Source organism: Marinobacterium sp. MBR-111, assembly GCF_040547585.1.
Taxonomy (GTDB): Bacteria; Pseudomonadota; Gammaproteobacteria; order Pseudomonadales; family Balneatricaceae; genus Marinobacterium; species Marinobacterium iners.
In genome coordinates this window covers 78,001-100,884 of sequence record NZ_JBEPQA010000008.1, presented here as the reverse complement: position 1 = coordinate 100,884, position 22,884 = coordinate 78,001, and the positions used below count along the sequence as shown (strand labels likewise).

23 protein-coding genes are annotated in these 22,884 nt (G+C 56.9%); 13 read left to right on the top strand and 10 right to left on the bottom strand.

Annotated elements, in window-relative coordinates; all coding sequences use genetic code 11:
* Genes ABIE61_RS08095 through pilM form a run of 4 tightly spaced genes read right to left on the bottom strand, consistent with a single transcriptional unit; the run spans position 1 to position 2,775 of the window.
* A complete protein-coding gene (locus ABIE61_RS08095; RefSeq protein ID WP_206836934.1) occupies positions 1–561 on the bottom strand; it encodes a pilus assembly protein PilP in 561 nt (186 codons plus the stop codon).
* Positions 545–1,150, bottom strand: a complete 606-nt coding sequence (locus ABIE61_RS08090; RefSeq protein WP_206836937.1) for a type IV pilus inner membrane component PilO — start codon at positions 1,148–1,150, stop codon at positions 545–547. The genes ABIE61_RS08095 and ABIE61_RS08090 overlap by 17 nt, the downstream gene beginning before the upstream one ends.
* Complete coding sequence (locus ABIE61_RS08085; RefSeq protein ID WP_206836940.1) at positions 1,150–1,698, bottom strand: PilN domain-containing protein; 549 nt, start codon at positions 1,696–1,698, stop codon at positions 1,150–1,152. Before ABIE61_RS08085 ends, ABIE61_RS08090 begins: the two co-directional genes overlap by 1 nt.
* Before the next feature lie 18 nt (positions 1,699–1,716).
* The gene (gene pilM, locus ABIE61_RS08080; RefSeq protein ID WP_354408366.1) at positions 1,717–2,775 is read right to left on the bottom strand and encodes a type IV pilus assembly protein PilM; all 1,059 of its coding nucleotides are present in this window, start codon (positions 2,773–2,775) and stop codon (positions 1,717–1,719) included.
* A 196-nt stretch (positions 2,776–2,971) separates the two neighbouring features.
* Here pilM and ABIE61_RS08075 point away from each other — a divergent pair, with 196 nt between their 5' ends.
* Complete coding sequence (locus ABIE61_RS08075; protein WP_354408363.1) at positions 2,972–5,383, top strand: penicillin-binding protein 1A; 2,412 nt, start codon at positions 2,972–2,974, stop codon at positions 5,381–5,383.
* A 70-nt stretch (positions 5,384–5,453) separates the two neighbouring features.
* Here the strand turns inward: ABIE61_RS08075 and ABIE61_RS08070 are convergent, their stop codons facing one another.
* From ABIE61_RS08070 to rpmE, 3 genes are all read right to left on the bottom strand, one after another.
* The gene (locus ABIE61_RS08070) at positions 5,454–6,716 is read right to left on the bottom strand and encodes a malic enzyme-like NAD(P)-binding protein (RefSeq protein ID WP_354408360.1); all 1,263 of its coding nucleotides are present in this window, start codon (positions 6,714–6,716) and stop codon (positions 5,454–5,456) included.
* 99 nt (positions 6,717–6,815) lie between these two features.
* Positions 6,816–7,649: a thermonuclease family protein gene (locus ABIE61_RS08065; protein ID WP_354408357.1), complete on the bottom strand. Its 834-nt coding sequence runs from the start codon at positions 7,647–7,649 to the stop codon at positions 6,816–6,818.
* On the bottom strand, positions 7,603–7,818 hold the full coding sequence (gene rpmE, locus ABIE61_RS08060) for a 50S ribosomal protein L31 (RefSeq protein ID WP_091827249.1): 216 nt from the start codon (positions 7,816–7,818) through the stop codon (positions 7,603–7,605). Before rpmE ends, ABIE61_RS08065 begins: the two co-directional genes overlap by 47 nt.
* A 256-nt stretch (positions 7,819–8,074) precedes the next feature.
* Here rpmE and ABIE61_RS08055 point away from each other — a divergent pair, with 256 nt between their 5' ends.
* From ABIE61_RS08055 to ABIE61_RS08015, 9 genes are all read left to right on the top strand, one after another.
* Positions 8,075–10,273 carry a primosomal protein N' gene (locus tag ABIE61_RS08055; RefSeq protein ID WP_354408354.1) on the top strand — a complete coding sequence of 733 codons (2,199 nt, stop codon included), beginning with the start codon at positions 8,075–8,077 and terminating at the stop codon, positions 10,271–10,273.
* Between the two features lie 81 nt (positions 10,274–10,354).
* Entirely contained in the window at positions 10,355–12,112 is a 1,758-nt protein-coding gene (argS, locus tag ABIE61_RS08050; protein ID WP_354408351.1) for an arginine--tRNA ligase, read from the top strand.
* A 2-nt stretch (positions 12,113–12,114) separates the two neighbouring features.
* Positions 12,115–12,744, top strand: a complete 630-nt coding sequence (locus tag ABIE61_RS08045; protein WP_354408349.1) for an SPOR domain-containing protein — start codon at positions 12,115–12,117, stop codon at positions 12,742–12,744.
* Positions 12,745–12,821: 77 nt separating this feature from the next.
* On the top strand, positions 12,822–13,361 hold the full coding sequence (gene hslV / locus ABIE61_RS08040; RefSeq protein WP_091827227.1) for an ATP-dependent protease subunit HslV: 540 nt from the start codon (positions 12,822–12,824) through the stop codon (positions 13,359–13,361).
* A gap of 2 nt (positions 13,362–13,363) precedes the next feature.
* Complete coding sequence (gene hslU / locus ABIE61_RS08035; RefSeq protein ID WP_354408345.1) at positions 13,364–14,701, top strand: ATP-dependent protease ATPase subunit HslU; 1,338 nt, start codon at positions 13,364–13,366, stop codon at positions 14,699–14,701.
* Between the two features lie 58 nt (positions 14,702–14,759).
* A complete protein-coding gene (locus tag ABIE61_RS08030; protein ID WP_354408342.1) occupies positions 14,760–15,140 on the top strand; it encodes a gamma-butyrobetaine hydroxylase family protein in 381 nt (126 codons plus the stop codon).
* 79 nt (positions 15,141–15,219) lie between these two features.
* On the top strand, positions 15,220–15,978 hold the full coding sequence (ubiE, locus tag ABIE61_RS08025; protein ID WP_091827224.1) for a bifunctional demethylmenaquinone methyltransferase/2-methoxy-6-polyprenyl-1,4-benzoquinol methylase UbiE: 759 nt from the start codon (positions 15,220–15,222) through the stop codon (positions 15,976–15,978).
* Positions 15,979–15,992: 14 nt separating this feature from the next.
* Positions 15,993–16,619, top strand: coding sequence for a ubiquinone biosynthesis accessory factor UbiJ (locus ABIE61_RS08020; protein WP_354408338.1), 627 nt, complete (start codon positions 15,993–15,995; stop codon positions 16,617–16,619).
* A gap of 32 nt (positions 16,620–16,651) precedes the next feature.
* A complete protein-coding gene (locus ABIE61_RS08015; RefSeq protein ID WP_354408335.1) occupies positions 16,652–17,695 on the top strand; it encodes an acyltransferase family protein in 1,044 nt (347 codons plus the stop codon).
* Position 17,696: 1 nt separating this feature from the next.
* Here the strand turns inward: ABIE61_RS08015 and ABIE61_RS08010 are convergent, their stop codons facing one another.
* The 3 genes from ABIE61_RS08010 to ABIE61_RS08000 are packed head-to-tail and all read right to left on the bottom strand — an operon-like array spanning position 17,697 to position 20,071.
* On the bottom strand, positions 17,697–18,110 hold the full coding sequence (locus ABIE61_RS08010; protein ID WP_354408333.1) for a CopD family protein: 414 nt from the start codon (positions 18,108–18,110) through the stop codon (positions 17,697–17,699).
* Positions 18,111–18,167: 57 nt separating this feature from the next.
* Positions 18,168–18,836: a fumarylacetoacetate hydrolase family protein gene (locus ABIE61_RS08005; RefSeq protein ID WP_091827220.1), complete on the bottom strand. Its 669-nt coding sequence runs from the start codon at positions 18,834–18,836 to the stop codon at positions 18,168–18,170.
* Complete coding sequence (locus ABIE61_RS08000) at positions 18,833–20,071, bottom strand: MFS transporter (protein ID WP_354408329.1); 1,239 nt, start codon at positions 20,069–20,071, stop codon at positions 18,833–18,835. Before ABIE61_RS08000 ends, ABIE61_RS08005 begins: the two co-directional genes overlap by 4 nt.
* Positions 20,072–20,167: 96 nt before the next feature.
* Between ABIE61_RS08000 and ABIE61_RS07995 the strand changes: the two genes are divergently transcribed.
* The 3 genes from ABIE61_RS07995 to serA all read left to right on the top strand — a co-directional run bounded on the left by ABIE61_RS07995 (position 20,168) and on the right by serA (position 22,816).
* Positions 20,168–21,046 (top strand): LysR family transcriptional regulator, encoded by an 879-nt coding sequence (locus tag ABIE61_RS07995; RefSeq protein WP_354408327.1) that lies wholly within the window; start codon positions 20,168–20,170, stop codon positions 21,044–21,046.
* Between the two features lie 75 nt (positions 21,047–21,121).
* A complete protein-coding gene (gene ppnP / locus ABIE61_RS07990) occupies positions 21,122–21,403 on the top strand; it encodes a pyrimidine/purine nucleoside phosphorylase (protein WP_354408325.1) in 282 nt (93 codons plus the stop codon).
* 180 nt (positions 21,404–21,583) lie between these two features.
* On the top strand, positions 21,584–22,816 hold the full coding sequence (gene serA, locus ABIE61_RS07985) for a phosphoglycerate dehydrogenase (RefSeq protein WP_354408323.1): 1,233 nt from the start codon (positions 21,584–21,586) through the stop codon (positions 22,814–22,816).
* Positions 22,817–22,884 lie beyond the last annotated feature (68 nt).

The following is a 22,884-nucleotide window of genomic DNA, read 5'->3' as shown; positions in this document are numbered from 1 at the left end:
TCAATCCTGCTCTTCAATATTCAGAGTACGGGGACGTTTCATCCAACCGCCTCGTCCGTTGGAGATAATTTCTACAAGTTCCAGCCTGCGCTCGCCAACCGAGACAATTTCACCATAGTCATTGCCTAGGTAGTTGCCAGTTGTAACCCGATGCACCTCATTGTTAGGGTCCTTGATCAATGCCCACAAGACTTCGCTCCTCGGAACGGTGATAGTACCTACCATCGTCAGCTTATCCACAGAGAAGCCTTCCAGGTACTCCTTGGGCCGTTCGGCATCAGGAGCAAGGTTATCTTCCGCCGTAAAGTCTCGTTCAGAGCCATCGTTTCGAATCAGTGGCCTGAAGGGGTCCCGAAGACTTGCCCCCTCATACACAAAGCTTTCATAGGGCTTGAATGTTGGAAGAGGTTCGACCTTGCCACTGGGGTTCGCTCGCTGCTCCTGGGTGTAACGCTCCAAGTCTTCGGTGTCATCCACCCAAATACAGCCTGACAAAGGCAACAACAGCAACAGGGTCAGCCCAAGACGCACTACCTGTCCTTCCTTATTTCGTATCATCATAGCGGTATGTCTTCGCGCTGATTTCCATGGTCAAACCGTTATCTCCGCCGGGTTTGAGCGAAAAGTCGTGCAGTGTGACAATACGTTTGATCGCAGCCACACCGCTGACAAATTCACCCATCTGGTGATAGTTGCCACGCACCAGAATGCGTATGGGCAACTCGACGTAGAACTGTTCGCGCTTCTCAGGCTGCAAGGCGATCAAGTCAAACTCCAGACCCGCTGAGCGCCCTATTTCAGTAATGTCTTCCAGCAGACCGGGTACCTCTTTGTCAGTCGGAAGCTGCTTCAGCAGCTCGGCGAACCGACTCTCCACATCCGCCATCTGTTTGCGCAAAGCATCAAGGCTGGCGACCTGAAAAGCCTTGCGCTGATATTCCTCTTTCAGCTCCTGCTCTTTGGTCATTTCACGCTCCACGGCAACGTGCTTATCCTTGATCAGTACGTAAATGCCAGCCCCCACAATAATGGCAAATACAAGAATGTAGACAATAGCCTTGATACCAACGGGCCAGTTACCCGCCTGATTGACATCAACATTATTGACATCAAAGCCTTGGAAGGCTTTTTTGAGACCGCTCATTTGCATCAGTTGGCCTCCTCTGCTTTCGGGCGGGTCATACCTGCCTTCATATTGAAGCGCTTCAGGCCTTCAGACTTGTCGACTCGGCTCAAGTCAGGTTCGCTGAACCAGATTGACCCATCCAAGCGTCGCATCAAGGAAGATACGTCATTGTTATCTTCAGCAAGGCCATCGATAGTAATAACCTCTCCTCGGCGCACAAGACTCTGGTAGTAGATGCCGTCTGGCAGCACCCGAACCATTTCATCGAAGTTTCGCACTATAACCGGGCGATTGCCCTGCAACTGCTGGATCGCATTGAGTCGCTCCAGAAGACGTTCACGCTTGGCACGAAGCTCTTGAATTTCCTTGATTTTCTGGTCCAGCTTGACGACTTCGGCACGGAGGTAATTGTTACGCACATCCTGCCGATCAGCTTGAAGGTCGTAGTAGTAACTGACGCCCAGCACGACAACCACACCGAGCAGCGCCGCACCGACCATATTGCCGATAAAACGCTTCTGCAGCTTTTCGTTGCGTTCTTCGCGCCAGGGTCTTAGGTTAATACGCGCCATACATAATCCCTGTGATCCCTAAATTTCGAAGCTTCGTTGAGCCAGCCCGCACGCCTTCAAGAGAGTTGGGGCATCCTTTTCCAGTCGGGCCGTATTGATCTTGGGTCCGATCTGCATGGTATCGAAAGGGTTGGCAACCCGTGTTGTCACACCGATCTCTTCTTCAATCATTTCGGACAACCCCTTCAGACCTGAAGTGCCACCAGCCAAGTAGAGCTTACTCAGCTGCCCCTGGGAACCGGAGGAATAATAAAACTGCAGCGCACGCGACACCTGTTGCACCACACTCTGACGGAACGGCAAAACCAGGATCTCCATGGTTTCGGCGTCGAGCTTTCCAGTACTGAGGAGCCTCTCAACTTCAGCCACTTCAATACCCTTATGCTGATGGACCATATTGGTCAGATCATTACCGCCGAACGCCTGCTCGCGGTTATAGATGATGCGATTGCCACGAAACACATTGAGCGTCAAAGTGGCTGCGCCTATATCAACCACTCCAACAACGGCATTCGCGTCTATTTCTGACTCAAGCAAAGGCAACGTGCGTTCAATAGCATAAGTGTCGATATCAACCACTGCACAGTTCAGACCTGAGCCGTTAATGGCATCTTCACGACTATCCACATCATCACGACGACAGGCCACGAGTAGTATTTCGTTCAGCCCAGGAGCCTTGTTAACTGGACCGAGCACTTCAAAGTCCAACGCAACCTCGTCCAGCGGGTAAGGAATGAACTGGTCTGCCTCAACCTGTACCTGATCCTCTAGGTCCAAGCCTGCAAATGCATTACTTATCTCAAGACGCTTGGTTATGACAGCGGAGGAAGGCACTGCAGTAACGGCGTGCGTCAATCTGACGCCACACGTCTTGAGGCCACGCTCAATTGCATCCGATACTGCCGAAGGGATCTCCACATTACCATCAACGACCGCCGTAGGTGGCAACGGCGCTATCGCATAGCCTTCAATCTGATATGACTGTCCATGTTTTGTGAGTGCTACCAACTTGACAGAAGAGGACCCGATATCCACTCCCACCCAGCCAGCAGACTTTTGCTTGAATAAGCTGAGCACGACATTTTCCTTATATCAATCAGGTGAAGTCCCGCAAACGCTAACAATGTAGCCTGATTCGGGCGCGATTTAAACTGTCGGTTTACTGTAGACCAGCTGGCATACACCTATATAATGACCCAGCTCTATTTTTTTACCGAATTTTTCTAAGGTTAGCATGCGAATTTTAAGCCGCTTGTTCAAATGGTTCCTCATCTTGTCGCTGATCGGCGTCCTTCTTGGCACCGCCGCACTTGCAGGAGTCTATTACTATTTCAGCCCGCAATTACCGGATGTGCAAACTTTACGCGACGTAAAGTTTCAAACGCCACTACGGATCTTCTCGGTCGACGACAAACTGATCGCCGAATTCGGCGAGAAAAAACGCGTACCGGTCAGCTACGAGCAGATCCCGACCGACTTCGTTCACGCATTACAGGCGGCTGAAGATGCACGGTTTTTCGAGCATTTCGGCATCGACATCAAGGGTTTGAGCCGGGCAGCCTTTCAGTTAGCCTCAACCGGTGCCATCCAGAGTGGCGGCTCGACCATCACCATGCAGGTGGCGAAAAACTTCTTCCTCACTCGCGAACAGACATTCAAACGCAAGTTTATCGAGATTCTACTGGCTCTGCAGATCGAAACCAAGCTCAGCAAGCAGGAAATCATGGCGCTCTATGTAAACCAGATTTATCTGGGGCACCGCGCCTACGGCATCGAAGCAGCCGCCAACACCTACTATGGATCGAGCATCGACCAGCTCAATTTGGCTCAGCTTGCCATGATTGCCGGTCTTCCCAAGGCTCCCTCCGCGTTCAACCCGATCACCAACTCTGCTCGTGCAACCACCCGACGCGACTGGATTCTGGGACGAATGCTTGAGCTGGGCTACATTGACAGCACACGACACGCCGAAGCCATCGCCTTTGTGGACAATGCACGCTACCACCGCAGCGATATCGAGCTTGATGCCCCCTATATTGCCGAGATGGTACGCCAGCAACTGTTTGAGCGGTATGGCGAAGCACTGTATACCGATGGCTACCGCGTCTGGACAACGGTGTACAGTCACCAGCAACAGGAAGCGACTGATGCTCTGCGACGGGGACTCCTCGCCTACACCGATCGTCACGGCTACCATGGTGCTGAAGCCAGCCTGGATCTAGACAGCCTCAGCAGTGAAGCTGACCAGCTCAACCAGCTGCGCCAATACCCCACCTTTGCTGGCCTGGAGCCAGCATTGGTCAAGTCCGTGACGAACAACTCCGCTCAACTGCTGCTGGGTAGCGGCGAGCCGGCCGAACTGAAATGGGACGGCATCAAATGGGCACGCCCTTTCCGCAGCGTACACTGGACCGGGCCGGCTCCCCAAAAGGCAACCGACGTACTTTCGGCAGGCGATATCATCCGCGTGATGCCCGATACCGACGGCACGTTGCGCCTGACCCAAATGCCGCAGGTTCAAGGCGCTCTGGTCGCCCTGAACCCTCAGGATGGCGCCATACGCTCACTGGTTGGCGGCTTCAGCTTCTATCACAACAAGTTCAATCGCGCGACTCAGGCCTACCGCCAGCCAGGCTCCAGCATCAAGCCCTTCTTGTATACCGCTGCGCTTGAGAACGGCTTCACACCCGCCTCCATCATCAATGATGCCCCTATCGTGTTTCACGATGTAAGCCTTGAAGGCAACTGGCGCCCTGAAAATGACAATGGCGAGTTCAACGGCCCCATGCGCCTGCGCGAAGCCCTGTACCGATCACGCAACCTGGTATCGATTCGCATCATGCGCGCACTGGGTATCGAACAGGCCCGTGAATACATGCTCAGGTTCGGCTTCGAGCCCGATAAACTGCCTGCCAACCTCTCACTCTCGCTTGGCAGCGCCAGCGCCACTCCATTGCAGATTGCACGCGGTTATGCTGCCATTGCCAATGGCGGCTATCTGGTAGAGCCCTATCTGATCGATAGAATCGAGAATGCCGAAGGCGAAGTGCTGGAGCAGGCCAATCCCGTAACGGTATGCCACAACTGTGATGCACCCAACATCGAAACCACAACTGCAACAGCGGTTTTGACCGATACCTCCGAGCCAATGCCTGCTGCAGCATCACAGGGCTCTACAAACGCACCCACACCTGTTGCACCTCGCGTCATCAGCGAGCGCAATGCATTTCTGATCTACGATGTGATGCGCGACGTAATTACACGTGGCACTGGCACGCGAGCTCGCGTCCTGGAACGCTCAGACCTGGCAGGCAAAACCGGTACTACCAATGAGCAAAAGGACACCTGGTTCAGCGGTTTTAGCCCCGACCTGGTAACAACAGTTTGGGTTGGCTTTGACCAGCCATCTCCTCTTGGGCGAGGCGAGTACGGCAGCAGTACTGCCCTGCCGATCTGGATCGACTATATGGAAGAGGCACTTGCCGGGCTGCCTGACCGCCCTCCCGCGGCACCCGAAGGCGTTGTACGCATCGCCATAGACCCGGCCAGCGGCCTGCGTGCCTGGCCCGGTCAGGACAATGCCATTGGCGAATACTTCCGCACCGAAGATGTTCCCTCAGAGACAGCCCGCAGCCCTGAGCAGCAGATGCAGGCACCACCGACCGAGGCCATCTTCGGCTATTAGAACAACGCCTGCATTGGACATAAAAAAACCGCCTACTGGCGGTTTTTTTATGTCCGTATTCAATCCGTGATCAGATGTCTTTCACGCTCTGAATCGGGTAGTGCGAGGGCATCGGCAGACGCGCAACACCTGTGTCGACAGCGGCTTGGGCAACCGCATTGGAGATTGCACCCAGCAGACGCGGGTCAGTCGCCTTCGGCAGGATATACTCACGACCGAATTCCATCTCCATAAGGTTGTAGGCATTCAGCACTTCCTGCGGAACCGGCTGCTTGGCCAGATCAGCCAGCGCACGCACGGCTGCCGCTTTCATCTCTTCGTTGATGGCGGTTGCACGAACGTCCAGCGCGCCACGGAAGATGAACGGGAAGCCCAGCACGTTGTTCACCTGGTTCGGGTAGTCGGAGCGACCGGTTGCCATGATCACATCAGAGCGAGTCGCGCGCGCCAGATCCGGCTTGATTTCAGGATCCGGGTTGGCACAGGCGAAGACGATCGGGTTATCCGCCATCTTCAGCAGGTTTTCCGGTGACAACAGGTCCGGACCAGACAGGCCTACAAATACGTCAGCGCCGGTGACGGCATCTTCCAGCGTGCGCTTGTCGGTCTCGGTCGCGAAAGCGGCCTTTTCAGGAGTAAGATCATCACGACCCGAGTGGATAACACCCTTACGGTCGATCATGTAGATATTTTCGACCTTGGCACCCATATTGATCAGCAGCTTCATGCAGGCACTGGCAGCAGCACCGGCACCCAGACACACGATCTGCGCATCCGCCAGTTTCTTGCCGGCCAGCTCCAGTGCGTTGATCATGCCGGCAGCGGTTACGATCGCTGTACCGTGCTGGTCATCGTGGAAAACCGGAATCTTGCAGCGCTCGATCAATACGCGTTCGATCTCGAAGCACTCTGGCGCCTTGATGTCTTCAAGGTTGATGCCACCGAAGGTTTCGGCAATGCGCGCAACAGTATCGATGAACGCCTGCGGGCTTTCTGCATCGACTTCGATATCGATGGAGTCAATACCGGCAAAACGCTTGAACAGCAGCGCCTTGCCTTCCATGACCGGTTTGGAAGCCAAAGGTCCCAGATCACCCAGCCCCAGAATGGCGGAACCGTTGGAAATAACAGCAACCAGGTTGCCTTTGGCGGTGTAACGGTAAGCCGCATCAGGGTCCTTCGCGATTTCACGCACAGGCTCGGCCACACCCGGAGAGTAGGCCAGAGAAAGGTCGCGGGAAGTCTCAGCGGAGGTGGTAAGCTCTACACTGATCTTACCCGGACGAGGGAACTCGTGGTAATCGAGGGCGGCTTGTTTAAAATCTTGAGACATGGTTGCTGTTTCCAACTAAGGTTGTAAATAGACGGTCTTGCATCATATATAAAAGCCATATAGACAACAACCGCACTTTAGGCGATGCAAATATAGACTTCAGTTGGCCTGAAGGTGCCGGTCTGCGGTAATTCTGAGCAGCCAGCGCTGCTGGCCATGACTCAGCCGATTCTGCCGCTGCAGGCGATCCTGTACCCAGCCACGCGCTTCGATCCGCTTGCCCACCTGCATTTGAGCATGGTCCATCCCAAGCGCTTCCGGCAAAAACAGGGCCAGGTGATCATCCAGATCGATGTAGTAACCGGCACGGGCTTGAGTGATTCGACTGATACGCCCACTGACCAGTGCAAAACCGGACTTATCAATTTCCATTGCAGCACGAGGCGCGCGCTGCCACACACCTTCAGATGCAATGCGTGCAGGCGTTTCTGCGCTGAAAAGACAATCGGCAAGACGGGTATTGGCACCCACAGCCAGAGCAAAGCCCAGCCCCTGCTGCAGCATTCTTTCCGCTATCAGCTCATCGCGCCAATACAGGTGTGCCAGCAACCGGCCATAGCGGTCCTGACGCTCAACCCCGGGCAGAATGTAGACCTGCTGACCCTTTACGCGCCGCTCAAGCCAACGACCCGCCTCACGCGCACCGGGCTGATCAGGGCGCCCGTCACGCCCGATTTCAGGTGTATCAATCCCGATCAGCCTCACCCGCTGCCCTGACTTCAGACGGACAGTATCTCCGTCATATACGTGCACGACTTCGGCATCAAAGCCACCCGGCAGCAGCGGGCATTGTGCCCAGGCCGCAGGAGACAACAGAAGCCAAAACGCGGATACAAAAAAGGCACCCACATGGAGTGCCTTTTTTGATGTGCGCTGGCGCAGTCGATTAAGACTTGAAGCCACGACCACCGAAACGCTTCTTGAAACGGTCAACACGGCCGCCGGAAGTCGCTTCCTTCTGCTTGCCGGTGTAGAACGGGTGGCACTGGCTGCACACGTCGACCAGCATGTCCTGACCCATGGTAGAGCGGGTGTTCATCACGTTGCCGCAAGAGCAGGTGATGGTAACTTCGTTGTATTCCGGATGGATACCAGCTTTCATCTTGAACCTCGATAAAATTGGCGTGCCGCCACCCGGTCGTATTCATTGACGCCAGGCACCGCACATTTAATAGTCAGCGCTCCAATAGCAGAGCACCGCGATGCTTACAGTTAAGGCGCGAAATTATACGCAGCCGACCCTCTGCGAGCAAGCCAATTCGCGCGCACCGTTCAACCATTCCCAGTAACGCTCAAAAGCCCTAGACTCGGGGCCACAGCATTGCCGACCGACACCCTTCACTGACAGGACCCCGATCTTGATCTACCGCGTCGCCATTCCAACGCCTCTGCACAGGCTGTTCGACTACCGACCGCCCCTGAATGAGACCTGCGCCCAGCCGGGCTGCCGAGTACGGGTCCCCTTTGGCCGGCGCGAGGCCATTGGCATTCTGGTTTCAATCGAGCACACCAGTGAGTTCCCCCTCGACAAGCTCAAACCGGTCAGCGAGGTTCTGGACCAGACGCCGGTATTCAGTGATGATCTGTTTGCGCTGGTGCGCTGGGCAGCCGGCTACTATCAACACCCTCTTGGCGATGCGCTGCAACAGGCCCTGCCGGTGCTGCTGCGCCAGGGCCAACCTGCACGTTTTGCGCACCAGACACTGTGGCACGCCGCACCCGATGCAACACTGGAGGCCATCACTGCGCGCGCGTTCCGCCAGCGAGAGCTGCTGCAACTGCTGCTGGAACACCCCGGTGGCATCAGCGCAGATGCTCTGCGTGCCGAGGGCGGTGATCCGGCACTGCTCAAATCGCTGCAGCAGAAGGGACTCGCACAATCATTTGAACATCACCCGGACCTGCCGCATGCTGACCTCACCGACGGGGTTATCCGTGAAGCGCCACTGACACTGCATGATGAGCAGGCACAGGCGGTTGAGGCCATTCGAGCGGCACAGGGTTTCAGCCCTCTGTTGCTTGAGGGCGTCACCGGATCAGGCAAGACCGAGGTCTATCTGCAGGCGATTCAATACTGCCTTGAGCGCGGCCAGCAGGCACTGGTACTGGTGCCGGAGATCGGCCTGACGCCACAGACCCTGTCCCGTTTCAAGGCACGTTTTCGGGTGCCTGTACTGGCACTGCACTCCGGCATGACCGACCGCCAGCGCCTGGATGCCTGGCTTTGGGCACGCGAAGGCAGCGCCCGCATTCTGATCGGTACGCGCTCAGCCATTTTCACGCCCCTGAGCCGTCCCGGCCTGATCATTGTGGACGAAGAGCATGACAGCTCGTTCAAGCAGCAGGACGGCTTTCGCTACCATGCCCGCGACCTGGCGATTTTCCGTGCCAACCAGCTCAAGATCCCCGTTGTACTGGGCAGCGCCACTCCGTCACTGGAAAGTCTGCAGAATGCACGCAGTGGTCGCTATCAGCATCTGCACCTGACCCGTCGCGCCGGCAATGCCACCCCTCCCGTATTCAAACTGCTGGACATTCGACAGCAGACGCTGGACGCTGGCCTCTCGGCAGCGCTGATCAGCCAGATCCGATCACATCTTGACCAGGGCACCCAGGTGTTGCTGTTCCTGAACCGACGCGGCTTTTCACCGGCGCTGATCTGTCATGACTGTGGCACTCCGGTCGACTGTACCCGCTGCGATGCGCGCATGACCCTGCACCGTCAGCCCCCTCACCTGCATTGCCATCACTGCGATCGTCAGACACCCATTCCACGCTCTTGTGCTCAGTGTGGCAGCAACCAGCTGCGACCCGCCGGCAGCGGCACCGAGAGGGTAGAAGACCGCTTGCAGGTACACTTTCCTGACATCCCCGTATTGCGGGTCGATCGCGACAGCACTCAGCGCAAGCACGCGCTGGAGCGAATCATGCAACAGGTACATCAGGGCGAGCCCTGTATTCTCGTGGGCACCCAGATGCTGGCCAAAGGGCATCATTTCCCCAAGGTAACGCTGGTAGCAGTGCTGGATGCGGATGCGGGTCTGTTCAGCGCGGACTTTCGTGGCATGGAAAAAACCGCCCAGTTAATTCTGCAGGTCGCCGGCCGTGCCGGTCGCGCCGATCACCCCGGTGAAGTAGTACTGCAAACCCTGCATGCAGAGCATCCCATGCTTAATACGTTGGTACACGCCGGCTATGAAGCCTTTGCCAGTGAGGAGTTGCGGCTGCGGCATGCCGGATACCTGCCACCCTTTTCCCATCACGCCCTGATCCGTGCCGAAGCCAACCGACAGGGGCTGGCCGAGAGCTTTCTGATCAGCCTGCGTGAACTTGCTCAACAGCAACAGCTGCTGCCCCAGGGCGTGCAGTGCATCGGCCCTTTTCCCGCGGTAATGGAAAAGCGTGCCGGCCTGTTCCGCGCCCAGATGCTGATGCAAAGCCCGCACCGTCCCGCACTGCAGCATGCGTTGCCACTGCTGACCGGGCTGATGCAGGCACACCCTGAGGCACGCAGGGTACGCTGGAGTATCGACGTTGATCCGATTGACAGCTACTGATTGGCAATTAACCACAGCGAGGCCGTATAATACTCGGTTTATTGCATCATTCTGATCTTCGAATCCAGCCAGAGTACCCCAATGAAAGAACAGATTGCCCAGTTGATCGAAACGGCACTTGCCTCCCTGATAGCTGACGGCACCCTGCCGGCCGATATCGCTCCGAGCATTCAGGTGGAGAACACCCGCGACAAGTCGCACGGTGACTTTGCCAGCAACATCGCCCTGACTCTGGCCAAACCCGCCCGACGCAACCCGCGAGAGCTGGCACAGCAGATCTGTGACGCACTGCCGACCTCCTCCAATGTCGAAAAAACCGAGATTGCAGGCCCGGGGTTCATCAACTTTTTTGTCAGCCAGGCGTCGATCTTCACCGTTGTGGGTGACATCCTTGCGCAGGGCGACGCGTTCGGTCGTGGCACTCCCGACTCAGGTCCGCGCATGCAGGTGGAGTTTGTATCCGCCAACCCAACCGGCCCGCTGCACGTAGGCCATGGGCGTGGCGCGGCCTACGGTGCCACCGTAGCCGATCTGCTGGAAGCGGCAGGTATCGAGGTTGAGCGCGAATACTATGTCAACGATGCCGGTCGCCAGATGAACATCCTCGCGGTCAGCATCTGGCTGCGCTATCTGGAACTGAACGATCAGGAACTGACTTTCCCCAGCAACGGCTATCAAGGCTTCTACATCCGCGATATCGCCCATGACCTGTTGAAAGCACATGGCGACCGCTTCAATGTCCCCGTTGCCGAGCTGTTCTTCGACATCGTTGCCGATGAACCTGCCGGTGGCGACAAGGAACTGCATATCGATGCCCTGATCGAGCGCGCCCAGCAGATGCTGGCTGATGACTACGATCGTGTCTTCAACGCCGGTCTTGACGCTATTCTGGGTGATATTCGTGAGGATCTGTCCGAATTCGGTGTTGATTATCAGGTCTGGTTCTCCGAGCGATCTCTGACCCACAGCGGCGATGTTGAGCGTGCACTGGAGCAACTGGAAGCGAGGGGCTATCTGTATGAGCAGGAGGGCAACCTCTGGTTCCGTTCCACTGACTTCGGAGACGACAAGGACCGCGTGGTCAAGCGTGCGAATGGTCAGACCACCTACTTTGCCTCCGACATCGCCTACCACATGAACAAGTTCGAGCGCGGCTTTGACCAGGTGGTAAACATCTGGGGTGCTGACCACCATGGTTACATCACTCGCGTAAAAGCGGCCATTCAGGCGCTGGGCTACGATCCCGAAAAGCTGGTGGTCAAACTGGTGCAATTCGCCATCCTCTACCGTGGCAGCGAGCGTGTACAGATGTCTACCCGCTCCGGCTCTTTCGTGACCCTGCGCGAGCTGCGCAATGAAGTGGGTAACGATGCCTGCCGCTTCTTCTATGTGACCCGCAAGGCCGATCAGCACATGGATTTCGATCTGGAGTTGGCCAAATCCGAGTCCAAGGACAACCCGGTGTACTACATTCAGTACGCTCACGCCCGTGTCTGCTCGGTACTACGCAAGCTGGAAAGAGAAGGCATGGCCTGGGACCAGGCCGCCGGCCTTGAAGCACTGGAGCGGCTGGAGAGTGAAACCGAGAAGGACCTGGTAATGCAGCTGGGCAAGTACCCGGAAACCCTGCAGCATGCCGCACTCAATTTCGAGCCGCATGTGCTGGCCAACTACCTGCGCGACCTGGCAGGTGATTTCCACACCTGGTACAACGGCCACAAGCTAATCATCGATGACACCGAGTTGCGTAACGCCCGCCTGACGCTGAGCGTTGCCGTACGTCAAGTGCTGGCCAACGGCCTGAAGCTGCTGGGTGTATCTGCACCGGAGCAGATGTAAGCATGGCGAAACAGGACTACGGCCAGAAACGTCGCAGCGGCAGCAGCGCCAGTCGCAAGCCGGCACGCCAGCCAGCACCGCGGCGTGCACCTCCTCCGCCACCACCCCGGCGACTACCCTTGGGCCTGACGCTGGTTACTCTGGCGGTGGTAGCCGGGCTGGCTTATCTGCTGTACTTCCTGCTGAATACGCCTCCGGACGCTGCCGCACCGGCAACAGAACCGGCCACCAAAGCGGTTCAGCCAGTACCTGCCAAACCGGCAGTCAAATCCGAGCCCGTGCCGGTGGTCGAGCCGAAGGAAAGCCGCTTCGAGTTTTACGAGAAGCTGCCCAAGGCAGAAATAGTGGCACCCAAGGTCGAGGCCTACAAGTCAACGCCCAAGGACGCCGTTATGGAGCACCGCTATCTGCTGCAGGCAGGATCCTTCCGCGACCCGGCCGATGCCGAAAGAATGCGGGCACGGCTGATCCTTGAAGGCCTGCCGGGTGTACGTACTGACCGCAGCGAAGGCAGCAACGGTACCTGGTATCGAGTACGCATCGGACCGTTTGATAACCGTACCGCCATGAACCAGGCCAGCAACCGACTTGGCAAGCTGAGCATCATCCCGATGGAAGTCCGGATCGACTGATCCGGGCTTCCCCCTTGAAATCCGCCCGCATGCATCCATATCTCTTTCAATTATCGGGCTGAAGGATTTTTTCTGTTATGACAACGATAGTATCAGTACGCCGTGGCGATCAGGTTGTGGTCGGCGGTGACGGTCAGGTCTCACTTGGCAATACCGTAATGAAAGGCACTGCACGCAAGGTCAACATGCTGGCCAAGCACAAGGTCATCACCGGCTTTGCCGGGGGCACTGCCGATGCCATCACCCTGCGCGACCTTTTTGAGCAGCAACTGGACAAACACCAGGGCAATATTGTCAACGCCGTGATTCATCTGGCGCGCGAATGGCGCTCCGACCGGGTTCTGCGTCGGCTAGAAGCTCTGATGCTGGTGGCCAATCACGAAAAAACCTACCTGATCTCCGGCAACGGTGACGTGATCGAACCGGAAGACGGCGTCATCGCCATCGGCTCCGGCGGCAACTATGCCCTCGCTGCCGCCCGTGCACTGGTGGACAACACCGATTTGAGTGCCCGTGAAATCGTGGAAAAAAGTCTGCATATTGCAGCCGGCATCTGTGTCTTTACCAATGACAACCTGACCATCGAAACCCTGGCCAACAGCCGCGAGGAGAAGTGAATATGTCCAACATGACCCCGCGCGAGATCGTGCATGAGCTTAACCGCCACATCATCGGTCAGGACGATGCCAAGCGCTCTGTCGCCATCGCGCTGCGCAACCGCTGGCGCCGCATGCAGCTGAATGAAGATCTTCGACCGGAAGTAACGCCAAAAAATATCCTGATGATCGGCCCCACCGGCGTGGGCAAGACTGAAATAGCCCGCCGCCTGGCCAAACTGGCAAACGCTCCGTTCATCAAGGTCGAAGCCACCAAGTTCACCGAAGTGGGCTACGTGGGCCGTGACGTGGAAACCATTGTGCGTGACCTGACCGAGATGGCCGTCAAGATGGTGCGCGAGCAGGCGATGGAACAGGTGCGCTTCCGTGCTGAGGAAGCCGCTGAAGAACGCATTCTGGACGCCCTGCTGCCGCCAGCCCGCCCGACCGGTTTCGGTGACGAACCGCAGCCGAGCAAGACCGACAGCGCCACTCGCCAGGTATTCCGCAAGAAACTGCGTGAAGGCCAGTTGGATGACAAAGAGATCGATGTCGAAGTGGCTCAGCCACAGGTGGGCGTCGAGATCATGGCACCTCCGGGCATGGAAGAGATGACCAGCCAGCTGCAAAACATGTTTTCCAACCTGGGGCAGGAGCGCAAAAAAAGCCGCCGACTGAAGGTCAAGGAAGCGTTCAAACTGCTCACCGACGAGGAAGCCGCAGCTCTGGTCAAGGAAGAAGAGACCAAGCAGAAAGCGGTCGAGATGGTGGAACAGAACGGTATCGTGTTCCTCGACGAGATCGACAAGGTATGCAAGCGCTCCGACAACGGCAGTGGTGACGTCTCACGCGAAGGGGTACAGCGCGACCTGTTGCCGCTAATCGAGGGCTGCACCGTCAGCACCAAATACGGCATGGTGAAAACCGACCATATTCTGTTTATCGCCTCCGGTGCCTTCCATCTGGCACGCCCGTCCGATCTGATCCCCGAGCTGCAGGGCCGCCTGCCGATTCGCGTCGAGCTGAATGCTCTGACACCCGAAGACTTCCGTCGCATTCTCACCGAACCCAAGGCCTCATTGACCGAGCAGTACAAGGCGCTGCTGGCCACAGAAGGGGTCAGTGTCGATTTCAGCGATGACGGCATCGCCCGCATTGCGGAGCTGGCGTTCCAGGTCAACGAGAAAACCGAGAATATCGGTGCGCGTCGTCTGCACACCATGATGGAACGACTGCTGGATGAGCTGTCCTACATGGCCTCCGACAAGTCGGGTGAAACCGTTCTGATCGATGCCGCGTATGTGGATGAGCAGCTTGGTGAACTCAGCCAGGATGAGGACCTGAGTCACTATATCCTTTGACAACCATCTGTAATGACACGACCGGGGCTGCTGAGCCCCGGTCTGCCGGAGCCCCACCATGATCGTACAGGTTCCCCTCCCCTCCGATATCCGCCTGCACCTGAAGTCACGCACCCTGGAGCTGGTCTATGCCGATGGTACTTTTGAACTCACGGCCGAGTTTTTGCGGGTACACTCACCCTCTGCCGAAGTGCGAGGTCACGGTATCGGCAACGGCGTACTGCAGACCGGCAAAAAACATGTGGGTATCAAAGGTGTTGAGCCCGCTGGCAACTATGCACTGAAAATCACGTTTGATGACGGTCATGACTCCGGGCTGTACACCTGGGAATATCTGCATGATCTGGCTCATAATCAGGCTGACTACTGGCAGCGCTATCTGGAGCAGCTCAAGGCTGCCGGCGCCTCCCGCGACAACGGCCTGATCGCACGCGGTTAAGTGGCAGCCAGCGGCGTGCGACAAACGCCGATACGCGGAGTAGAATGATCCCATCAGAGTAAACGTCGGACAGAACAGCATGTCAGAGCAGAAAGAGAACAAGACCACTCACTTCGGCTACCAGGATGTACCCGTTGAAGAGAAGGTAAAACGCGTGGCCGATGTATTTCACTCGGTTGCAGGCAAATATGACCTGATGAATGACCTGATGTCCGGCGGTGTTCATCGTCTATGGAAACGCATCACGATCGATCAGAGCGGTGTGCGCCGGGGCCATAAGGTGCTGGACATTGCCGGCGGCACCGGTGATTTGACGCGCAAGTTTGCCCGCATGGTCGGCCATGAGGGCAAGGTTGTACTGGCCGACATCAATGATTCCATGCTGAAGGTGGGCCGCGACAAGCTGCTGAATTCAGGCGTGGGCGGTAATGTGGAATATGTTCAGGCCAACGCCGAATGCCTGCCGTTTGATGACAACACCTTTGATGTCATCACCATCGCCTTTGGTCTGCGCAACGTGACCGATCAGAATGCGGCGATCGCCTCCATGCTTCGGGTCCTCAAACCCGGCGGCAAGCTGATGATTCTGGAGTTTTCCAAAACCAATAACCCGGCTTTTACCAAACTGTATGACTTTTACTCCTTCAACATCCTGCCGCAGATCGGCAAGGTGGTTGCAGGTGATGCCGACAGCTACCGCTACCTGGCCGAATCGATCCGCAAGCATCCAGATCAGGAAACGCTCAAGGGGATGATGGAGCAGGCCGGCTTCGTCAACTGTCGCTACCAGAACATGACCGGCGGCGTGGTCGCGCTGCATACCGGCATCAAGCCCTGAGCGGAGGTCTCTGCATGGTAACGGGGATGATCGGTGCAACCCTGCTGACACTGGCAGAAGAAAGTCTCAACCGGATTCTGGCTCAGGACCCGGTAACCCTGCAGCGACTTGCAACCCTGTCTGGCCGCGAAATCGCCGTTCATTGCACCGCTCCCGAATTTCAGGTCTATCTGCTCCCTCACGCACAGGGCATCGACCTGCTGGGGCAAAATGCCACGGCAGCCGATGTTACTCTGCACGGCTCGGCACTTAACCTGATGCGCCTGCCCTCGGCCGGCAATGCGGTTCTGTTCGGGCAGGGCGTTCGTATCGAGGGCGACAGCGGCCTGGCACACACACTGCAGCAAATTCTGGCCGATAGCCAAATCGATTGGGAAGCCTGGCTTGGAAATCTGATCGGCGATACGGCGGCACATCCGCTGGCACAATTGATGCGCAATACCGGTCAGCAGCTGCAGCGCACGGGCTCAGGCTTCATGCACAGCCTGGAAGAGTACCTGCACGAAGAAGCCCGATTGCTGCCCACACGAGTCGAGATCGAAATCGCACAGGACGAGGTTGATGCCCTGCGCGCCGCCACTGACCGACTGGACGCCCGTATCAGCCGACTTGAACGGCTGCGTGCCTCAGCCAAAGACTGACCCGCCTCGATGCCCTTCCCGAGACCCTTTGCATGAACAGGGCAATAGCCGGTAGTGATCGCCTTAGCGCACTGGATGCACTGCGCGGACTCGCTGCATTGGCCGTGGTGCTGTTCCACTACATCTACTGGTATGACCGTCTCTATGAGCATGACTTTACCCCCTGGGCACTGGTTGAAGCCGGTCGCTACGGGGTACATCTGTTCTTCATGCTCAGCGGTTTTGTCATATTCATGACCCTGGAGCGCACCCCGGCCCCACATCTGTTTGCCATGGCTAGGGCCTTTCGCCTGTTGCCAGCACTCTGGGCAGGCATAGCACTTACCTTTGCCAGCGTTCACTGGCTGGGGCCGGCAGACAGAGCAGTGGGACTCGGCACGGCACTGCTCAACACTACCCTGCTGCATGAGTACCTGGGCCTTGAACATGTAGACGGCGCCTACTGGAGCCTTGTGATCGAAGCCACCTTTTACGTCTGGATCGCACTGCTGCACTACGGGGTGCGTGACTGGAAGCGTATTCGTCCAGTGTTATGGGGATGGGTGCTGATCAGCTATGCAGCGGTACTGACATGGAAACAGATACCTGACAGCCTAGCGCTCATCCTCAAGGATTTGCTGTTCACTCGCTACGCTCCGCTGTTCATCAGCGGCATGCTGATCTACCGCTGGTACCGTCATGGCCGCCCAAACCTTGCTGAGCAGGCACTGCTGGCACTGGCGATAGGGCACAGCCTGCTCAGCTACAAGACACCATTCAACCTGGTTGTATTTGCCAGCTACGGCATTTTCATGCTGGCCGTAATCGGGCGGCTGGACTGGCTGTGTCGAGCTCCCCTGCTCTGGCTGGGACGCCTGTCCTACAGCCTGTATCTGGTGCACCAGAACATCGGCTACGGCATTATCTCTGCCGCCGACCGTGCAGGATTGCCCGGCTGGGTGGGAATTATACTGGCGCTGGTCGCGGCCGTTGGATTGGCCATGCTGATTAACCGGCTGATCGAACAACCGGCTCTCAGTTGGTTCAGAGGGCGATTCCGCCCCCATGCAGAAGCGGAAAGCACCGGAAGGGTTTAATTCAGAAGGGTTTGACCACAACGAAGATCAGAATTGGGATGAATATCAGCAGCGGCAGTTCATTATAAAGTCTGAAATACCGCCCGCTGCGTTTAAGCTCACCGCGCTGCATCTGTTTCAGATAGGCACGACACCAGAAGTGGTAACCGATCAGAAAACCGACAAACAGCAGTTTCGCGTGTAACCAGCCACCGCTCCAGCCATATCCCAGCCAAAGCCAAAGTCCCAGCGCCAGTGTAAACACGGCCATGATCGTCATGAAACCATAGAGCTTGCGCGCCATGATCTCCAGCCGGGATACATCCTGCCCGGCTTCACGCCCTTCAACGTAGTGCACGAAAATACGCGGCAGATAGAAAATACCGGCCATCCAGCTGGTCATTGCCAGTATATGAAGCATTTTGTACCAGAGCATGATGTCTCCTTGATTGATCCTGCCACTATCTGAACATGCGCCGCCGTACGGAACGTATCAGTGATTGTTGACCCGGGTATCGACCCGTAAAAGATCAACCAGTTCCACCCGCAGTTCGTCGCCCGGTCGTACCGGCCCAACCCCTGCCGGCGTACCGGTCAGCACCACATCGCCTGGCTGCAGCGTAAACCATTGGCTGATGTAGCTCAGCAGCTTCAGCACAGGAGTGAGCATCCGGGCGCTGTTACCATCCTGACGCACCTCACCGTTGACGCTTAAACGGATCTGCACATCGGTCAGATCACCGGCTGTCGCCGGCGACAGAAAGGCGGACAGTGGACAGGCGCCATCAAATGCCTTTGATTTCTCCCAGGGATGCCCTTTCTGTTTCAGCTGGTCCTGTACTTCACGCAGGGTCAGATCCAGCCCTACACCAATACCGGCAATGGCACGTTGGGCACGCTGTTCATCCGCCTGAGTCAGAGTTTCGCCAATCAGCACCGCCAGTTCAGTCTCGAAATGCACGGCGCCCAAACCGGCAGGAATATCGAAGGGCTCTTCCAACGGTACCAGCGAGGTGACCGGTTTGATAAACAGAATCGGCTCGGTCGGCACCGGGTTGTTCAGCTCTTTGGCATGGTCGGCATAGTTGCGTCCGACACACACCACCTTGCCTGTGGGTAACTCAATCAGGCTGGCATCGGCGTTGCGGTGTTGATAACTCATTTCGTCTGCTCCGGCTGGACATCTAACGCAATCTTAGCAGAATCACGCCCTGTCTCGACCGCCGACTTAAGTGATCGCAACCATATACTGAGCCCGAAGGTCAGCAACAGGATCAGCCATGAGCCCAGAATAACGCCTGGCCAGCCGAGCCACTCCCAGAACGGGTTCAGGTAAAAGCCACCAGCACTGGCGCCGCTGTAGTAAAACAGCAGATAGAGAGAAGAAGCACTGGCACGGGCACGTTGTGCATTCTGACTCACCCAGCTGCTGGCACTGGAGTGAGCAAAGAAAAAACCGAAACTATTGACCAGCAACCCCAGCACGATCATCAACAAGGAGTCGACCAGTGTCAGCAACGACCCCAGCATCAGGATCAGGGTACCCGCTGCCATACAGACCGGCTGCGACCAGCGCTGCCCAGCCCTGCCCGATATGGAAGAGCCGAACGTGCCGCTCAGGTAAGTCAGAAACAACATGCCCAGAAGGCTTGCCGGCAGGTTATAAGGCGCATCGGCCAGTACAAAGGTGATATAGCTGTACTGATTCACGAAGATGAAGAAGTTGAAGCCGCCAATCAGGTACGCCAGCAACAGCAGTGGGTTACGCAGATGCCCGCCCAGATCAGCCGCCATCTGGCGTGGCCGCAGCGGGCGCGGCTCAAAATGTTGCGACGGTGGCAGCAACAGGGCAAACAGCAGCAGACAGATGATGCTCAGCAGTGTCATGACCAGAAATGCTTCAGACCAGCCCAGCCAGTCACCCACAAAGCCACCTATCAGGCGGCCGCTAATCCCGCCAAGACTGTTGCCACCGATATAGAGCCCGACTGCCAGCAACATCGCCTTGCGGCTGAACTCATCTCCCATCCATGCAATGGCGATAGCCGGCAGGCCTGCCAGCAGTATCCCCTGCACTGCACGCAACACCAGCATGCTGGTGTAATCTTTGGTAAACGACAGCAGCAGTGTCAGCAGCGTTGCGCCACTCATGGTTAACAGCATGATCCAGCGACGTCCCAGAGCATCCGATAACGGCCCCCAGAACAGCAATGACAGCCCCAGCGTCAAAGTGGTGACGGTAAAGGTCCATCCCGCCGCCAAAGGTGACACATCAAATGCCTGCGCCAGCATCGGCAGCAGCGGCTGGGTCACATAGACATTGGCAAAAATCATGAACGACCCCAAACAGAGCGCCAGTGTGGCACGCCAGAACAGGGGATTGCCGGACTCGATCATGCAGTACTCCAGATGGTAAAAACTGGTGTCACCCTAACAGCCGGGATATGATCAATAAAATATATAGTTATTATCCAATACATAAGAAACTCTTATATGGATGTCCGCAGTCTACGTTACTTCATGACCGTGGCTGAACTGGGCGGCTTCAGTGCTGCTGCCGAGCAGCTGCATGTCGCTCAACCCGCCGTCAGCATGGCGATTCGCAAGCTGGAACAGTCGCTGCAACTGCAGCTGTTTCATCGCAATGAACGCCGTGTCAGCCTCACCGATGAAGGTCAGGTGCTGCTGCGTCATGCCCGAGCCATTCTGCAGGCGGTACGGGATGCCGAGCGCGAGATGCATGAGCTGCATGCGCTGGAACGCGGTGAAGTGCGCGTCGGTGTGCCCGGTATGTTGGGGTCCTATTACTTCCCGCCCATTTTGATGGCTTTTCGCCATCGTTACCCACAGCTGCGGCTGGAAGTGGTTGAAGCCGGAACGCGGCAGCTGCAGCAGATGATTCATCGCGGCGAGATCGATATGGGCGTCATCGTGGCGGATACGCCGCCGGATGATCTGGAAACCCACAGTTTCTTCCAGGCCCAGATGATGGCCATCATGCCGACGGATCACCCATTGGCCACGCGTAACAACATCAGCTATGACGCCTTTTTCACTGAGGAGCTGGTCCTGTTCAAGGAAGGATACTTTCACCGTGAAGTGATCGACCGGCTCAGCGCCGAAGCCGGCGTCAGCCCCCATATCGGTTTTGAAACCAACCTGATTCCATTGATCAAACAGATCGTCAGCCACGGCTTTGGCATCACCACCCTGTTGGAGATGGTAGTAGCCGACGACCCACAGCTGATCGCCTTGCCCTTTGAGCAGCCGGTCTGGCTTGATCTGTCTTTGGCCTGGCGTAAGGGCCATCTGCTGTCACGTGCCAACCGCACCTTTGTCGATTTCGTATTGGAGCAGGCCGGCAACGGCTGATGACAGCCGCTGCCGTCAGGATTATCATGCTGTCCCATTATCCCGGCCTCATGGCCTCTGTTTTAAGGAGAGCACATGCTCAGCACCAACAGCTACTTCGACGGCAAGGTCGTCTCCATCGCGTTTGAAACTCCTGCAGGCCCCGCCACATCCGGCGTCATGGCCACCGGCGAATACACTTTCGGTACCAGCCAGAACGAGCGCATGATTGTCACCGCAGGCGAGCTGATCGTGCGCCTGCCGGGCAGCGAAGAGTGGACCTCATTTCCGGCCGGAACCGAGTTCAACATCACGGCCGGCGACTCCTTCGACCTGCAGGTCAAGACACCGACCGCCTACCTTTGCTACTACAGCTGAGCGTACCGGAGCCGGTCTGTCCGGCTCCCTGCTGCATTTTCATTCAAGCACGGCTGAATATTTTTCCCGCCTGCAACGCACTGTCCCGGCACACAAGCGGTGCAGGTTTATGCTAGAATCCCCGCTTTAATTTTCCCGGCTGGTCGACTTACCGCCCAGCTGCAGCATGAGTCACAGACGATGAGCAAAACTACTTCTCTGGATAAGAGCAAGATCCGGATTCTGTTGCTGGAAGGCGTGCACCAGTCCGCGATCGACACGCTGAACGCGCAGGGCTACACCAACATCGAATTCCACACCGGATCACTGCCCGAAGAAGAGCTGATCGAGAAGGTGCGCGACGCCCATTTTGTCGGCATCCGCTCCCGCACCCAGCTGACCCGTAAGGTATTCGAAGCGGCCGAAAAACTGGTTGCCGTGGGTTGCTTCTGCATCGGTACCAACCAGGTCGACCTGCAAGCTGCCACTGAAGGCGGTATTGCGGTATTCAACGCGCCCTACTCCAACACTCGCTCCGTGGCCGAGCTCGTACTGGCCGAAGCGATCATCCTGCTGCGCGGCGTGGCCGAAAAGAACGCCAAGGCACATCGCGGCGTGTGGCTCAAAAGCGCCAACAACTCCTATGAAATCCGTGGCAAGAAGCTGGGTATCGTCGGCTACGGCAGTATCGGCTCCCAGCTGAGCGTGCTGGCCGAAGGCCTGGGCATGGATGTCTACTTCTATGATGTCGTCACCAAGCTGCCGCTGGGCAACGCCAAACAGGTCAGTTCAATGCCTGAACTGCTGGGCATGTGTGACATCGTCACCCTGCATGTACCTGAACTGCCGTCGACCAAGAACATGATGGGCGCCACCCAGTTTGACCAGATCAAACAGGATGCGATCTTCATCAACGCCGCACGCGGAACCGTGGTCGATATTGATGCCCTGTGTGAAGCTCTGAAAGCCGGCAAACTGCTGGGCGCCGCCATCGACGTATTCCCGGTCGAGCCGCGCACCAACAATGACGAGTTCATCAGCCCGCTGCGTGAGTTCGACAATGTGATCCTGACCCCGCACGTGGGCGGCTCCACCATGGAAGCACAGGAAAACATCGGTTATGAAGTGGCCGAAAAGCTGATCAAGTACAGCGACAACGGTTCTTCCATCACCTCTGTCAACTTCCCGGAAGTGGCACTGCCGGAGCATCCGAACAAGCACCGCCTGCTGCACGTACACGAGAACATCCCGGGGGTGCTCAGCCAGATCAACACCGTGTTCTCCGAAAACGGCATCAACATCTCCGGCCAGTACCTGCAGACCAACGACAAGGTTGGCTACGTGGTGATCGATGTGGACGCTGACTACTCCAAACTGGCACTGGAAAAACTGCAGCAGGTCAACGGCACCATCCGCTGCCGCCGCCTGTTCTGATCATCTTTCCGGTGCTGTTTTGAAAGGCAGGCCTCCTCGGCCTGCCTTTTGCGTTTGGAACGTGTTCA

Bases quoted from the DNA above. Each gene is read 5' to 3' on its own strand.
- ABIE61_RS08095 (WP_206836934.1), bottom strand. From the start codon at position 561: ATGATGATACGAAATAAGGAAGGACAGGTAGTGCGTCTTGGGCTGACC.
- ABIE61_RS08090 (WP_206836937.1), bottom strand. From the start codon at position 1,150: ATGCAAATGAGCGGTCTCAAAAAAGCCTTCCAAGGCTTTGATGTCAAT.
- ABIE61_RS08085 (WP_206836940.1), bottom strand. From the start codon at position 1,698: ATGGCGCGTATTAACCTAAGACCCTGGCGCGAAGAACGCAACGAAAAG.
- ABIE61_RS08070 (WP_354408360.1), bottom strand. From the start codon at position 6,716: ATGTCTCAAGATTTTAAACAAGCCGCCCTCGATTACCACGAGTTCCCT.
- rpmE (WP_091827249.1), bottom strand. From the start codon at position 7,818: ATGAAAGCTGGTATCCATCCGGAATACAACGAAGTTACCATCACCTGC.
- argS (WP_354408351.1), top strand. From the start codon at position 10,355: ATGAAAGAACAGATTGCCCAGTTGATCGAAACGGCACTTGCCTCCCTG.
- ABIE61_RS08045 (WP_354408349.1), top strand. From the start codon at position 12,115: ATGGCGAAACAGGACTACGGCCAGAAACGTCGCAGCGGCAGCAGCGCC.
- hslV (WP_091827227.1), top strand. From the start codon at position 12,822: ATGACAACGATAGTATCAGTACGCCGTGGCGATCAGGTTGTGGTCGGC.
- hslU (WP_354408345.1), top strand. From the start codon at position 13,364: ATGTCCAACATGACCCCGCGCGAGATCGTGCATGAGCTTAACCGCCAC.
- ABIE61_RS08030 (WP_354408342.1), top strand. From the start codon at position 14,760: ATGATCGTACAGGTTCCCCTCCCCTCCGATATCCGCCTGCACCTGAAG.
- ubiE (WP_091827224.1), top strand. From the start codon at position 15,220: ATGTCAGAGCAGAAAGAGAACAAGACCACTCACTTCGGCTACCAGGAT.
- ABIE61_RS08020 (WP_354408338.1), top strand. From the start codon at position 15,993: ATGGTAACGGGGATGATCGGTGCAACCCTGCTGACACTGGCAGAAGAA.
- ABIE61_RS08015 (WP_354408335.1), top strand. From the start codon at position 16,652: ATGAACAGGGCAATAGCCGGTAGTGATCGCCTTAGCGCACTGGATGCA.
- ABIE61_RS08010 (WP_354408333.1), bottom strand. From the start codon at position 18,110: ATGCTCTGGTACAAAATGCTTCATATACTGGCAATGACCAGCTGGATG.
- ABIE61_RS08005 (WP_091827220.1), bottom strand. From the start codon at position 18,836: ATGAGTTATCAACACCGCAACGCCGATGCCAGCCTGATTGAGTTACCC.
- ABIE61_RS08000 (WP_354408329.1), bottom strand. From the start codon at position 20,071: ATGATCGAGTCCGGCAATCCCCTGTTCTGGCGTGCCACACTGGCGCTC.
- ABIE61_RS07995 (WP_354408327.1), top strand. From the start codon at position 20,168: ATGGATGTCCGCAGTCTACGTTACTTCATGACCGTGGCTGAACTGGGC.
- ppnP (WP_354408325.1), top strand. From the start codon at position 21,122: ATGCTCAGCACCAACAGCTACTTCGACGGCAAGGTCGTCTCCATCGCG.
- serA (WP_354408323.1), top strand. From the start codon at position 21,584: ATGAGCAAAACTACTTCTCTGGATAAGAGCAAGATCCGGATTCTGTTG.